General features: G+C 44.5%; 16 protein-coding genes. 1 reads left to right on the forward strand and 15 read right to left on the reverse strand.

What is annotated here, in order from left to right; all coding sequences use genetic code 11:
• Nucleotides 1-8 precede the first annotated feature (8 nt).
• From H8S54_RS09410 to H8S54_RS09465, 12 genes are all read right to left on the reverse strand, one after another.
• The gene (locus tag H8S54_RS09410) at nt 9-1,148 is read right to left on the reverse strand and encodes a hypothetical protein (protein WP_117853638.1); all 1,140 of its coding nucleotides are present in this window, start codon (nt 1,146-1,148) and stop codon (nt 9-11) included.
• 62 nt (nt 1,149-1,210) lie between these two features.
• Nucleotides 1,211-1,618 (reverse strand): DUF5688 family protein, encoded by a 408-nt coding sequence (locus H8S54_RS18460; RefSeq protein WP_117853640.1) that lies wholly within the window; start codon nt 1,616-1,618, stop codon nt 1,211-1,213.
• Nucleotides 1,615-2,190, reverse strand: a complete 576-nt coding sequence (locus H8S54_RS18465; protein WP_117853643.1) for a DUF5688 family protein — start codon at nt 2,188-2,190, stop codon at nt 1,615-1,617. The genes H8S54_RS18460 and H8S54_RS18465 overlap by 4 nt, the downstream gene beginning before the upstream one ends.
• A gap of 51 nt (nt 2,191-2,241) precedes the next feature.
• On the reverse strand, nt 2,242-3,234 hold the full coding sequence (locus tag H8S54_RS09425) for a DUF5688 family protein (RefSeq protein ID WP_186901360.1): 993 nt from the start codon (nt 3,232-3,234) through the stop codon (nt 2,242-2,244).
• 85 nt (nt 3,235-3,319) lie between these two features.
• Nucleotides 3,320-4,309 carry a DUF5688 family protein gene (locus tag H8S54_RS09430; protein ID WP_147343018.1) on the reverse strand — a complete coding sequence of 330 codons (990 nt, stop codon included), beginning with the start codon at nt 4,307-4,309 and terminating at the stop codon, nt 3,320-3,322.
• A gap of 53 nt (nt 4,310-4,362) precedes the next feature.
• Nucleotides 4,363-4,890 carry a DUF7666 domain-containing protein gene (locus tag H8S54_RS09435; protein WP_117853648.1) on the reverse strand — a complete coding sequence of 176 codons (528 nt, stop codon included), beginning with the start codon at nt 4,888-4,890 and terminating at the stop codon, nt 4,363-4,365.
• A 2-nt stretch (nt 4,891-4,892) separates the two neighbouring features.
• A complete protein-coding gene (locus H8S54_RS09440; protein WP_117853650.1) occupies nt 4,893-5,588 on the reverse strand; it encodes a Cas9 inhibitor AcrIIA9 family protein in 696 nt (231 codons plus the stop codon).
• Nucleotides 5,589-5,606: 18 nt separating this feature from the next.
• Nucleotides 5,607-6,008 (reverse strand): hypothetical protein, encoded by a 402-nt coding sequence (locus H8S54_RS09445; RefSeq protein ID WP_186901361.1) that lies wholly within the window; start codon nt 6,006-6,008, stop codon nt 5,607-5,609.
• A gap of 710 nt (nt 6,009-6,718) precedes the next feature.
• Nucleotides 6,719-7,819, reverse strand: a complete 1,101-nt coding sequence (locus tag H8S54_RS09450; RefSeq protein WP_186901362.1) for a DUF4179 domain-containing protein — start codon at nt 7,817-7,819, stop codon at nt 6,719-6,721.
• The gene (locus H8S54_RS09455) at nt 7,813-8,322 is read right to left on the reverse strand and encodes an RNA polymerase sigma factor (protein WP_330600150.1); all 510 of its coding nucleotides are present in this window, start codon (nt 8,320-8,322) and stop codon (nt 7,813-7,815) included. Before H8S54_RS09455 ends, H8S54_RS09450 begins: the two co-directional genes overlap by 7 nt.
• Nucleotides 8,310-9,815 carry a recombinase family protein gene (locus H8S54_RS09460; protein WP_186901363.1) on the reverse strand — a complete coding sequence of 502 codons (1,506 nt, stop codon included), beginning with the start codon at nt 9,813-9,815 and terminating at the stop codon, nt 8,310-8,312. Before H8S54_RS09460 ends, H8S54_RS09455 begins: the two co-directional genes overlap by 13 nt.
• A gap of 86 nt (nt 9,816-9,901) precedes the next feature.
• The gene (locus H8S54_RS09465) at nt 9,902-10,087 is read right to left on the reverse strand and encodes a hypothetical protein (RefSeq protein ID WP_186901364.1); all 186 of its coding nucleotides are present in this window, start codon (nt 10,085-10,087) and stop codon (nt 9,902-9,904) included.
• Nucleotides 10,088-10,288: 201 nt separating this feature from the next.
• On the opposite strand from H8S54_RS09465, the gene H8S54_RS09470 reads away from it, so the two are divergent.
• The gene (locus H8S54_RS09470; RefSeq protein WP_186901365.1) at nt 10,289-11,647 is read left to right on the forward strand and encodes an IS1182 family transposase; all 1,359 of its coding nucleotides are present in this window, start codon (nt 10,289-10,291) and stop codon (nt 11,645-11,647) included.
• Between the two features lie 75 nt (nt 11,648-11,722).
• On the opposite strand, the gene H8S54_RS09475 is transcribed toward H8S54_RS09470, so the two are convergent.
• From H8S54_RS09475 to H8S54_RS09485, 3 genes are all read right to left on the reverse strand, one after another.
• Nucleotides 11,723-11,893, reverse strand: coding sequence for a hypothetical protein (locus tag H8S54_RS09475; protein WP_186901366.1), 171 nt, complete (start codon nt 11,891-11,893; stop codon nt 11,723-11,725).
• Between the two features lie 345 nt (nt 11,894-12,238).
• The gene (locus H8S54_RS09480; protein ID WP_186901367.1) at nt 12,239-12,661 is read right to left on the reverse strand and encodes an RNA polymerase sigma factor; all 423 of its coding nucleotides are present in this window, start codon (nt 12,659-12,661) and stop codon (nt 12,239-12,241) included.
• A gap of 488 nt (nt 12,662-13,149) precedes the next feature.
• On the reverse strand, nt 13,150-13,980 hold the full coding sequence (locus H8S54_RS09485) for a prenyltransferase/squalene oxidase repeat-containing protein (protein ID WP_186901368.1): 831 nt from the start codon (nt 13,978-13,980) through the stop codon (nt 13,150-13,152).
• Nucleotides 13,981-13,984 lie beyond the last annotated feature (4 nt).

Consider the following 13,984-nt stretch of genomic DNA (forward strand, 5'->3'; position numbering starts at 1 on the left):
AAGTTATTTTATAAGTCCAGGGTTAACTGCTCAGCCTCATCCTTATGCTCATTTGCCGTAACCCACTCCTGTTGCAAAGCTTCAATCTGTTCGGCAGAAAGTCTCTTCTTCATAAATCTTTGTTCTGTATCATTCAGAGACTCCCAGCCCTTTTTCACAACCTTTCTTTTTGCCTGCTCCAGGCGTTTCTCTTTTCGTTTCTGTTTCCACTTCTTCTTCGCTTTCGCAAAGTCTGCTTCATAGCCAATGTATATTCCGGCTTTCTCATCCTCAATATCCTGTGCCTTATCTCGCGTCAATCGCGTAGCAACTCTAACATTCAGAATTTCCATCTTCAAATCTGGATCGTACAAGGCCTGCATAGAATAGCCATTCCACCATTCCTTATTAAAAATATCCTCCTGTTTTCTTTTTACAATTTCTTCACAGATATCAACCGAAACCTTGCTTTGCAAAAATTTCTTCCCCCTTGTGATCGTCACTATAGGCTCCCCGGCAAAAAAGGTATCATCTTTTCGGATTGTAGATACCTTTAGATCGTAATATATATTCCCTGTCTTTTTGGAAAGAGGTCTGCCCCGCAGCATACAATACTCTCCTGGTCCGCACATGCACCTCATCGGATCATATTGCAGGCTCCATTCCTGCTTCTCGTAGTTATAAGACATATGCATCTTACAAATACAGTTTTTATGCTGTTCCTTAAATTTCTGAAACAATTCTTCCTTTTTCTGATCTGCCTGGTTTTCCAAATATTCTGCACTTTTTTCATACTGGTAATCTGATACCATATGGCAGGCACAGAAGCCGAAATTATCTTCCCTTAATAAGGGATGATTCTGTTCACAATTTTTCTTATGCCATGGACACCGAAAAACGACATTATCATTTTCAAAGCAGAATGTTTCCTCCAGATAATCTATATCGTTAATACATTTTTCCCAACTCACGTATAGACCACAGCCAGACATAAATGCTTTCTTTTCCAGATAATCTTTGGTATATATAAAACCGCCGCATGAATTTTCAAGTGGTGACTTTCCCAGCCTTCCGTTTCCGATTCGAACATAGTCCGGATAGTGTTCCGCCGTATATCCTTGAAGAAGCAGCTCCTGTGTCAACAAATTGTATTCGTATCCCTCGGACATTTTCTTCTCCTCTTAACAAAAGATACGGCAGGAAATTCCCGCCGCATCTCGTTCCTTATCATTTAATTTTCCTCATCCATACGGATTGTTGTAACTAACATTTTCAGCCTGCCTTGAAGCATAATAAATTTATCCTCTTCCCTGCAGTAATAATAGACCTTATCCGTTAAAAACTCCTTTTGGAATGTCATTCTCGAATTGGAAGTTCTTAATAAATTCTCAAGTTCTTCTAAGCTGCAAAGTTTTGAGCTGTGTATCAGGGCTTCATGCACACTGCTAAATACCACATAAAAATCCCCATCCATTAATTCCACCAGTTTTTTTATCACTTCTGGATACAGGACTGCCACAGCTCCATTTGTGAGTCCTTTTACACTAAGACAGATTACCTCCTTCTTTTTTTTATCTGAAATAAAATAGGGATCCACATTCATGAAGTCATCACCAGCATACCCCGGAGTGTACATCATTTTTTGAAATCATAGATTCTTGGAGACAATATACGATAACTGTTTAAAAGAGCATCGTGTAAAACATCGTCTTTTTCCAAGCCCCATGTTTCCAAATATTCCGATCTGACTTTCAAATATGTAATCCCATCCTTCAAGGTTCCTGCATGCACATATAACGTGATTGCAATGTCCCCCATTGTTTTATATACGGCATTTTTCAGTTCATGCCTGTGTTTTTCCAGGTTCAAAAGCCCCAGAAAGAGATGTTCCCTGACTTTTTCATAGTCATTCAGATATCTGGTATTTTCCATATTTCCCGCTCTATCCAGGTCACACTTCACCCTTGCTTCTATGTTTTCCATAGAAGTTCCTTCTACATAATCCTGGTAAAGTTCTTCCACAAAAATCCCGCAGATGTCTTTTCCGGAATCCGTTTCAGCGCAGACTACAAATAACCGGTCCCCATTTGCGGTTATTCCAGTCTTTTCTTTTTTCTTAAAGAAAACATAGTCCTCTGGAAGATGAGCAGCTTTTATGATCCATTTCCGTAATTTCTGGACAAATTCTTCATACGTTAAACGCTGACACATATAAAGTTTCCGTTTCCTTTCTTATAATCCGCAAAACATTATCATTGCTATTTACAACGGAAGCCTTTCAACACAGCTTGCCGGTAAAGTTACCTTTGATACCACCTTTTTCCATTTCATTATTTTCCGGGCACCTCTGTCATAGTAATATATTTCATCTGTCAGAAAATCTTCGTCCAGGGTAGCCTCTTTAAGTGTCTCTTTTAAAATTCTTTCAAGATCTTCCGGACAGAACATCCTCTTAGAATGAATCATTGCCTCATGGACGCTTGTAAATACAATGTAGAAATCATCATCCATAAGGTCTGCAATCCTTTGTGCCACATCCGGCAGAAAAACAGCCACAGCCCCATTGGTGCGAATACTTGTAGAAAGACAGCTTCCAGCATTTCTTTCCACAATATTTTCTTCATAATTCATGTCCATAAAGTCATCGCCCTCATAATCAGGATTAAAAAGCAGGCATTCCCACTTATAAATTCTTGGGGGAGTAAGGAAATATGTATTCGCCAAAGCATTTTCGTAGGCTTCGTCCTCGTCCATTCCCCAGTCTGCCAGACTGGCTTTGTGGATTTTCATGCTGGAGATACGGCCATCTTGCTGACCAACTTTCATATACAAAACACAGGCTATGCCATCCACTTCTTTATACACAGCATTTTCCAGTGCCTTTTCATGTTTCTTTTTGTTTAAAAGCCGTATAAACAGGTCTCCCTTTACTTTGAAATAATTATTTACATCCTGTACTTTTTTGAAAAGCCTTGCATCTTTTAATTTCAGGATTTCATTTGTAACAGTATCTCCAATTCTTTTTATGGAAATACCATCCAGATAATCCTCATATAACTCTTCCGTATGGATTCCACATACTTCTTTCCCTTCTGAACTTACACGACATTCCATAAATAAACGGTCTCCATTCGGAGCCATTCCCTCTTCATCTTTTGCTTCAAAATAAATTCGCTCTTCTTGCAGATTTAAAGTATCTAACAGATACGCTCTTAAGTTTTCGACAAACTTTTCATAACTTAAAATTTCATTCATAATTTTTTCATTTCCTTTCGTTAGGATTATACAGATACTGCTTACTACTTAACTATTACGCAGCCTTATCTACCTTTTCTAATAATCAGTGCACTTCCTTTAAATTAACCGTAGTAAAGTTAACCTTTACTTTTTCCATATATACAGAAATCTTATCTTCGATTCTGCTATAGTAGTAGAGTTCTTCTGACAATAATTTTTCTTCAAACACCATACCATTCCTACACTTAAACACCATAGCATTCCTATACTCAATCACCATTTCATTGAGTTCAGTCTTAATATCTTCTAAATTACTCTCATTTGCACTGTAAATTGTACTTTCATTCCCACTTGTAAATAAAATGTACAAATCACTTCCCATAAGCTGTGCCAGTCTTTGAAGGACACCAGGGTAAAATACGGAAATCGCTCCATATTCTTTTGTATTTGTGGAAAGTCGAACCCCCATAACTTTATCACTTTTCGATAAGCAGAATGCTCCATTCTCCATAAAGGATCCTCCCCACTTGTTCTCATCATTAGTACAAATGAGAGGGGGTGCCATCTGGCAGGTATTTTTAAGTGCCTCTTCCATAACAGCCTCTTTTGTCATTTTCCATTGCTTCAAATGCTGATTTTTTATCTTCACGCAAAAATACGCGTTCGTATTACTAAGCATCATATACACGACACAAGCGATATCTCCAACATCCTTATGCACTGCATCTTCCAACTCAAGCGAATGCGCTTTCTTGTTTAGCGGTTTTACAAAAAGGTATTTTCTGATTTTTTGGTAACTGTCTGGAGTCATCTCGCCCTCTAACATGCCAACCGTTTTTAGTTTCTCGATTTCATCTTGTACAGAATATGAAATTGACTCCATCGAACTCCCTTCCATATAACGCTCATATAAATCTTTCACGTCAATACCGCACAGTTGCTTTCCACTTAAATTTTCAAATGCGTCCACAAACAAGCGATCCTTATTATCTATGGCTTTCTTTTTGAAAAATATTTGCTGTTCCTGTAAATGCAAAGCATTTAAAAGCTGTTTTCTTAATACCTCAACAAATTCCAAATATCCTAACTTCATCGTAATAATCCTTTCTGCGGTTTCTCTATGACCGCTGATCCAGCATCCAATTTTCAATCTGCAATTCCGTACCATTCATTTTCCTTATGTCTTATGCCATCCACACAGAGCTGGTTTACATATATAATCTCATTGCTGTCAGGCTCTTCCTGGACAAGAATAAGAAGATCATTTTTCCTTCCTTTTGCTTTTGGTTGTTTGCCGCGTACAATTACGAATCCATTATTGCCCACACCTGTTTCTTTGCAAACCAGGCTGCACCATGGGCGGTCCGGATGTATTGCCATATACGCAGCTCCCCGTAGTAAAAGCATTGAAAAATCCAGTTCCTCCTTCAGTTCCATCTTGGTGCACGAGATTTTGGTATCCCGGTCATCTTCATCCAGATCTCCAAATGCTTTCACTACAAAATACCTGGAGTTTCTCCAATTCGGATAGTGAACAAGACAATCCAGCGGATTTTCCGCACAATGGAATCCATTTTGTCTGCAATTTGCCTCCGTTGTCTCATTGATCCCATATCGTTTGAATTGATAACCCCTGCAACTTAAATTTTTTTCAAACCCTTTGTATGCAATCATATTCAGGCTCCTAAATTAAATAAAGAAAGCTGCTCCGGTTCTTCTTTCTTTTGCGCTGCTGGCTTTGCTGCCACCTTTGCCTCTTCCGAAACATCTTTCTTCGTATCTGAATCTTTTGATTTTGCTGACACTGTCCTGATTGATTCCGCTCTTTTCCAGGCTTTCTTTATTGTATCTTTTTCTTCCTGTGCTTTTTTCTCCATGTCTTTACGGTCGTCCAACAGGTAATAGTCTATTCCCCAGGCAAATACCTCTGTAGAGCCAATCACTATACCAGCATTTTGCCCCACACCAGTTTTTCCCTCTTTCTTTGCCTTTTCCAGCGCCGTCTCATATGCTTTTTCATGGACATATTCGAGACAGTGTCTCAGCGTCTTATGAGGCTGGAGGATCACATCTTTCATAACAGGATCTTTTCTGGCAAGGTCTAAAAGATACGTGCCAAGCACGGTCGCATACCCGGAATCCTGCAAAAGAAGCATTTCTTCTGTCAGTTTTTCGGTTACTGAACCGGATTGCCCCATTAATGGAACTTTCAACAGGCAGCAGCTTTTTCCTGCTATAAATGCATCCGTGTCCTCCTTCGGAATAGCATGCTCTTTCGCAAGCCTTTCAATTGCCGCTACATTTTGACAGGTCCGGTAATGCTCAGCCAGAATATTTAATTCCTCTTTACTTTTTGCAAGTCTTTCCAGCATATAAAATTCCTCCTGCTACTATGCAGCTTTTTGTTTCAGGTTTTCCTGCATTTCACCTGTAGCAGCCTTTTGCACCTCCTGTGATTCCCTGTCAAGTTCATTCACCAGGTTCAGGATTACCCGGCGTACCCAAAGGTTTCCATTCCACTTCTTTTCAAGGGTCTCCGCACTCTCTACAATGTCTTTCCACACACTATCATCCAATGCACGATGTCTGTATTTCTTATAAATTGGATAGATTTCATGCATAACCTTTTCGGCATCCACGTATATGATAGAATTCATATTGGATAACAGCCCCATCAGAACCGGATGCCTGTCATATTTTTGAATCAGTTCCTGGATTCCAACAGGCTTCTTTCCTGTATACAATCCTAAAAAGTCATTAAATATAGGTCCGATTATATTACTATGTTCCATTCGTATCCTCCTCTGCTTTTTTGATTCTCGCTGTTACAGTTTCAGGTAAGCATCCAAACGCATCTGCAATCGCGTTTTTACTGTATCCCTGTGAAAACAGCTTTTTCATCATAGGTCCCTGATCTTTTTTCTTTAATTCTTTCAGGGAGGAATCCCTGATCTTATTTTTCAGAATTTTTTTGCTTAACGGATGACCTGGACCATACTGATAGATTTTCCATGCCTCCGCTGCATTTAATCTGCATACAATTGCCAGGACCAGGCAATAGTAACCAGCGTATTCTTCGTCCCTTATGCCTAATCGCCCTCTTCACAGATTCTTTCCTAGTCCAAAGTTTTCTGTTCCATGTTTATCCTCCGATTTCCATATTTTCTTTTTTGAATTATCCCGTTTCTCCTTTCTTTTGTATTTGCTCCCTTTGCTTGAATTCCAGATTTTTGCAACAAAAAAAAACACCAAAAATCCATTCCAGGTTTTTGATGTCTTTCTATGTTTTCCAGATATAGTTTCTCAAATGATTGCTCCTGGCTTTACACCAGAACAAAATTTTACTACATAGGGTGCTATGCATAAACGATAATTCAATTGTAGGATAGCACAATATATAGTACATGTCAACAGTTGCGTTCTTATATATTGTGTTTTTGCATTCTTATATATTGTATTTTATCCTGGAAGACGAATGGTCTTTCTATCTTTTTTTCAAAAATCATCTTACTTCAAGCCACTGATCCACATTTCCAAAATGCACAGCCTGAAGCTGATCTACATCTATCGCTTGTCCGAAGCTATTTCGAATCACCACAACACCATTTTTCTTGTCCTCTAGTTCACCACCACCTCCAATTCCGCCTAAAGCCGAATCAAAGTTTACGACTGTACCATCTTTATACCTCACAGCATCAATATGGGTTCTTGCATAAAGATCCATTCCGCAATCAGAACCATTGTACTCAAAGCGATTTCTTTCATCCTCATATACTTTCATTGCATCCTGATAGTCAAGATAAATTTTCCAGAAAAATGGGGATATCTCCATGCTTCTCACATTAATTTCATAGCCTCCAAAATCACATTTCTTGTTCACCTCCAGAAGCGTTTCTGGATCAAGTTCTCCAACAGTCCATTCAAAGTTCCAGGTTCCCTGTGCCACTACAGTTCCTTCCGATGCTTTGTCTCCGTCTTCTGTCAGATTTTCTAATGTGATCTCTACTTTTTTTCCACTTAAATTGTAATCGGAGTCATAAGAAAAAGTTGCCTCATAATACTGAAGATGCGCAGATGTATTTGCATCATCCTCTAAATATGCCAAACCTCCGCCTACACTGCATGATCCAAATTGTTCATCTCCAAACACTGATTTTCCGTCAATTTTTATATCCAAATGTTCGAAAGAAGTATTTTGATCCATGGAAATATCCGCTCCGGTCTTTATCTCAAAAACTGCATATAAAATACCCTGATCCTGAAGAGAATCTGACAGAGCAACTGTTACACCATTATGTGTTTCTGACTGGTTAACATTTTGGATATAATTCGTTTCTTCCAAAGATTTCTGTTGTTCCTCGGACGGATTTAATCGTTCTTTTAATACTACATTCCACTTAAGAAATTCTTTTGCGGCTACGGTAACAGTCATGCAGGCGCAAAGTGCAGCTGCTACTGTCAAAACACGAATCCGGATTTTTTTATTTTTCCTTTTGTTGTCCGATATCGTCGTTTCTTCAATCTGTCTCAACGTTTCTTCAAATCTTTCATGGAACTCCTGTGGTACCTTCGGTGCTGAGTCCTTCCAATTATTTTCTAACATGGCATATGCTCCTTTCTTGTCATTTTTTCGGATACTTTGCAAATACGTGTGTTTACAATAGATTTTCGTTCCGTTTCCTCGAGAAGCTGTTCCCTTAAAAGTTCTCTCGCCTTAGAGAGTCTGCTTTTGATTGTTCCCTCTGGGATATTAAAAATTGCACTGATTTCTTTCAGAGAAAAGCCCTCAATATAATACAAGGTTACCAGTATTCTCAGATTTTCCGGAAGTTCCATAATTGCCATATACAGGTGGTCGTAACGGTTCTCTTCAAACATTTGCGCATTTTCCATGTATTCTTCATAAGGAATGATATTTTTTCTTTTGCGAATGATTCCGTTACACTCGTTAATTAGTATTCGGGTGATCCAGGTTCGGAAAAATTTCTCTTTTTTTAATGTATCCAGCTTTTCATATGCTTTGAGAAGCAACGGTTTACAAGGGGCTACAAGCGGTATAAAGAAACAAGTGGTTTGATAGAGTGGAAAAAGTATCAGATTTTCCACTCTATTTTTACATAGTCGCTGGTTGCGCTGATTGATGAAATCAGGCCGTCAGCGGCTTTTCGTTTGTCCTCAAAGCTGATATGTTCCCAATCGTCCAGATACCCGGACAGCAATTCAATCTGCTGGGAGGACAGCGTTTCAACGGACAGGTCGGCAATCGCCTTGGACAGTTTTTTGCGGCGGTTGTCTAAATCCTCGATTTTCTTGTTGGCGTAAGCAAGCAAGGTGGCGTTGGCCCCGGTCAGCGTATCAAGCAGTTTTTCAATCTCGGCCTCCACCTGTGCAAGCTCCACCTGATAGGCAGTAATCTTGGGATTAACTTTTCCCTCGCCGCCACGGAGTAGCTTGAACTCCCGGAACTTTTCTCCCATAGCGGTGAAAATGAATTGTTCAAACTCATTCTTGCGGAGTGTACCGCACCCCGGACAGCCCTTGTGGTCAGCCCGTTTGGAACAGCGCAGGTATTCATAGCCGGAGGGGTTATGGGTCGTTTTGAGAGCATACCCGCATTTCCCACATTTGATTTTCCCGGCCAGCCAAGTGTTCCGGGCCTTGCGCCCGTTCTGGAAGGTGATGTTTGTCATCAGCTTCTTGCGGCACCTCAGCCAAATATCGGAGGATATGAAGCCCTCATGGGGAGCGAGCACAAGGATCTGATCTTTCAGGCTCTTGTCCTTGTCCTCCTTCACATCCCGCCCTTGGTAGAGATAGCAGCCGTTTGTCCCGGCGAAGTCGGCGGCGTCATTGACTACCACAGCACCCTGACTTTTGAAGAACTCATACATTTCCAAGTCGGCCTGTGCATAGACCGGGTTGCGTAGGAGCTGGGATAGGAAGGGGCGTGTCAATGACTTCCCATATACTTTGATACCCTTTTCCTCAAAGTACCGGGTAATGTCTCCGAAGGAAGTTTCGGGCTCGGCGTACATCTCAAACATCAGGCGCACATGGTTGGCGGCTATGGGGTCGGCTACCATCATCTTTGTGCGGATATTCTCTACTACCGTCGGCTCCAAGTCGAAGCCATAGGGGGCTTGGCCGCTCATGTGGAAGCCTTTCAGGCACCGGGAGTAGTAAGCGTCCGTGACACGCTTCTGGATTGTCTCCCGTTCAAGCTGGGCAAATACGATACAGATATTCAGCATGGCCCGGCCCATCGGGGTCGAGGTGTCAAACTTCTCTGTGGAGGAAACAAACTCCACATCGTATTCCTGAAACAGCTCCATCATGTTCGCAAAGTCCAGAATGGAGCGGCTTATTCTGTCCAGCTTATAGACAACTACCCGGCGTACCTTGCCTTTGCGTATCTCGCCAAGGAGCTTTTGAAACTCGGGCCTGTCGGTGTTCTTTCCCGAGTAGCCCTTGTCTTTGAAAACCCGGCAACTGCCTCCCTTCAACTCATACTTGCAGAAATCAATCTGGCTCTCAATGCTGATACTGTCCTTGCGGTCTACGGATTGTCTTGCATAAATTACATCTTCTCTGTTATTCATATTGGGCTCCTTTCCTGTGGAATGGAGCTACCAACCTACAAGTATATTATACCATTGATAGCCCCGCAGGACAATGTTGTGGATGGTCAGGCGGGGCTGTCCCCGGCCTTTCTGTACTTGCTGAACACCTCATACAGACAGCGTTCAATGTCTTTTTTCCGCTTCTCCTTTTCCTTCGGGGAGAGTACCGGCGTCAGACTTTCCAGCACAATGCTTTTTCCCTGAAAAGGAACGGTCTTGGTTTCACTCTGATAAGTAACGGATTGTACCATTAAAGCCTCCTTTGCATAGTTGGTTGACGGCCAGCGTTTTCCCGCATTGTCCCGGTGGGGAAACGCGAAAGGACAGCGCCCGGTAAAAGGCGCTGCCCTTTCGTTCTGCTCCACGCTTCGGGCCAAGTTGGCGCTGTTGACAAAGTCTCGCAACAGCCCTCGCGGTATGTTATAATGAGGAAAACGACCTGAGGTGATGGGATGCAGCTGGCGATGCACATGGTAACGATCGAGGATCTGATGCCCCGGGAGCACTTCCTCCGAAAGTTGGAAGCAGCGCTGGATCTGTCCTTCGTTTACGAGGAAACAGCCCCGTTTTACAGCAAAAAATACGGGCGCCCGGCCATCGACCCGGTGGTCATCGTGAAGTATCTGCTGGTGGGTTTCCTGTACGGCATCCCGTCGGAGCGGCAGATCGAGCGACGCGTCCAGACCGACATCGCCCTGCGCTGGTACCTGGGCCTCGACCTCTTCGACCGGGTGCCGGATCACAGCACCGTCTCGCAGTTGCGCCGCCGGAAACCGTCCTTCCGCAAGGTGTTTCGGCGGTTATTTGAAGAAGTCGTGGGGCAGTGCATCGAAAAAGGTCTGGTCAGCGGGCGCGTGGTGGGGGCGGACTCGACCCATGTGAGGGCCAACGCCTCCCGTGCGTCGGAAGGACTGGTGGAAGTCGCGGAGGAGGCCGGCGTTTACTGGGAACGGCTGGACGATTATGAAGAGGAAGGGTTGGAGGAACTTGAGCGGCGAACCGGAAAGCGCCGCAAAAAGCGGACAAAGCAGATCAAACGGGACAACCGCCGCACCCACAAGCGCGTCAGCCGCACAGATCCGGAGTCGGGTCATCTGAAGCGCCCGGGGAAACCGGAGGGGCCTCATTACCTCGCCCATCAGGCGGTGGACAGCGACTACGGCATCATCGTAGGCCAGACCGTGACCGCCGGAGATGTGAACGATTCCGTGCCGTTTTTGGGCCTGATCGAGCATATTCACGAAAATATTGTACCAATTCAGGCTGCCACGGCGGATGCCGCCTACGATTTTCCGCTGGCCCATCGGGCGCTGGGTGAACTGGGGATCGGCTTTTTCGTGCGGCCGCAAAAGACCGCCGCGCGGATGTCTGTCCAGTTTACGCGGGACGATTTTTGCCGCGACGAGAACCGTGATGTGTACCTCTGTCCCATTGGAAAAGAGCTGTGTTTAAGGCGGCTGGCCCGCAGCGCCAGCGGCCTGTTTTGGGAGTATCAGGCGGATAAGCGGGACTGTGCGCTCTGTCCGCTGCGGGAAAAATGCCTGCGCGAGAGCGACAAACGCGGCGCAAGAAAGGTGTCCGTCAGCTACTTTGCGGCAGACCGACAGCGCAACCTGGAACGCCGTTCCAGCCCGGAATACCGGGAGGCGCTGAAACTGCGGCAGGTCTGGTGCGAGGGCTCGTTTTCCGCGCAGAAGCGCGAGCACAACTTAGCGCGCGTTTTGCGACGAGGCTTAGAGGCAGCGGAGGACCACTGCCTCTTGTCGGCGACCGCATTGAACCTGAAACGGATGATAAAACACGCCGGATGACGCCAGAGGGCGTCTTTTTTGTTGGTAGGGCGGAGCGGAGCGAGACTTTGTCAACAGCGCCAAGTTGGCCCGAGGTCAGGACTGCCAGTGTTCGTAGTAGTGCGCCGCCTCCTCCACGGCGCAGAAGTCAAAGACCTCGTAGAGCTCGGTAAGCACCTGCCGAATGTCATTTGACTTGAAGCCGCAGTTTTCCATCGCCTTGATGACATAGCCACGGCAAGCGTTATTGCTCCATTCCTCGTACATGGTCAAAACCTTCTTTCTGATAAAGCTGGGGGCGCTGGCTCTGTATGTTCGGCCTGTCGCAAGACAACGGATATTCCAGCCAGCACCCCCGCTGGGTTGTGGGGCAAATCAGAGCGGATAAGCCGCCAGCTTATCCCTTGCGGCCCGTTGCAGATCGTGGCCGTGGGAATGGCTCGTCCCCACCTGCGGCATGGGTAGTTGTCGCTCGTTTCCCTCACGGAAAAGTCTTTGCGTACCTGCCGCCCGGCTCCCTGCTGGGTGCTCCAAGTTGCCCGCTATTCAGTTGTGGGAGGAATGTTCTTCCTCTTATTAACCGTGTCGGTTGAAAGATCAAAAACAACAGGCTTACAGAATATTTTTCAAATATTTTTTCATGTTCTCCAAGCCCCGGCGGATAGCAGCAGTAATGGCCTGTTCCGTCACGCCCTCGGCGGCGGCAATCGCCTTGACCGAGTGGCCCAGAAGATAGTGCTCAAACACCCGCTGACCCTGTGCGTCCGGCAGACTGTTCAGAGCGTGGCAGAGATATTCAAACCGCTCCATGCGCTCGATAAGCTCCTGCGGAGAGGGGTTAGAGAAGCAGGCGGAATACTCGATACCGTCCTCGGCATCCAGCGAGTAGTGCGCCTTATTGCGGTAGACACGGCGGCGGCTGGCCTTGATGTACCTCTGGCCCGCCAGCAGTTCTTCCGCAACTTCTTCTGTGACTTCGATAATGACATTCTCTTTATACCACGGGTAAAAATCCCGCAAATTGATTTCCTTCATTGTGTACCTCCGTTTCGGTGTTGGGGATTGACAAGTGACCGAAACGGAGGGCGGCGGGGAGCGGCACCGGGGCTGGACTTCGGGCCAAGTTGGCCCGAGGCTCCATAAGAACGCAAAAGCGCCCGGGCGGCATGAGGCCACTCGGACGCACGAAATTACATTATCTACATTGTACTGATATATTGTACCTGCATAGCCGGACTTTTCCGGAGGGGGAGCTACGCTTTTTTTAGCTGGTGGAGATTATGAGTATTGCGGAAAAGAAAAATGAACACGGCTATACCTCCAAGGCACCGCCGTGTTCTTAAAAAAGGGCGACTTTAACACACCCTCCGAATTTTATTTTTCCAAAAAAGAAAACGGCGGCTTGAAATTCAGTTTCAAAACCGCCGTTGGGCTACTGTATTTTGTTTAGGCGCATGGAGACTCAGCCGCCAAAACAACGGTTTTTTTTATTACCGTTGTGGCTGTGAATTACTTTTTGAAATCTAACCCAAATTGTGAAGGATCTCATTGTAACGCTTCGTTGCGGATATACTTGGCTTTCCTTTTTTGCAGAAGGATAGTTTCCCTAATTTAGGCACAACACGCTCAACAACGATTTGACCATCTTGTGTCTTGGATTTTAATACATCTAATGCCTCCAGAAACCGACAGTCCTTTTTGGCATGGTCATAGAAGGATAAGACATAAACATATTGAAAAAGGTTATAGTTGCGAAATGGATATTCAACTTGCATAAACAGAGTTCCAATTCCGTAATGGCAAGGCCCGATAGGCTTTCGAGTTGTCCAATGGTCAAGCAAAAAATCAACAGCTTTGTCCAGGGCAGGCTCATTATTGAGATAATGACTAAATCGGAACGCATCAAGCGCAATAAGTGTGGGATGGGGATTTGAGTATTCTGTTTCAGGCCCATGCCCAAAAGAAAATTTATTGCAACGCCACCCGCCATCTGTGTGCTGTGTGTTCAAAAGATGTTGGAAGGTCGTTTCTATTCTACTGTCGTTGGCATATCCCATATAGCATAGTGTCCGAGCCGATTCCGCAGTTTGACAAGGATAAATACTCCCGGTAGGAAAAATCTTAAAACGCCCATCCTCTTTCCATGTACTAAAAATAAGGTTTGCCGTTTCTTTCATAATCGGATCATCAGCAGATACTCCCAGTTCTAATAGATAAAGGGGGCTCTCAATCGTCGTAAAAGGGGCGCCCTTTAATAAACGCTTGTCGGGTGTTGCCCAATAATCACCGCCATTATCATGGCGATGTAATAGGATTTCCTCAATATCAGAGAGATAACTATTTTCTGTTGGCATATCG

Origin of the sequence: Blautia segnis (genome assembly GCF_014287535.1) — a bacterium.
Lineage (GTDB): Bacteria > Bacillota > Clostridia > Lachnospirales > Lachnospiraceae > Blautia_A > Blautia_A acetigignens.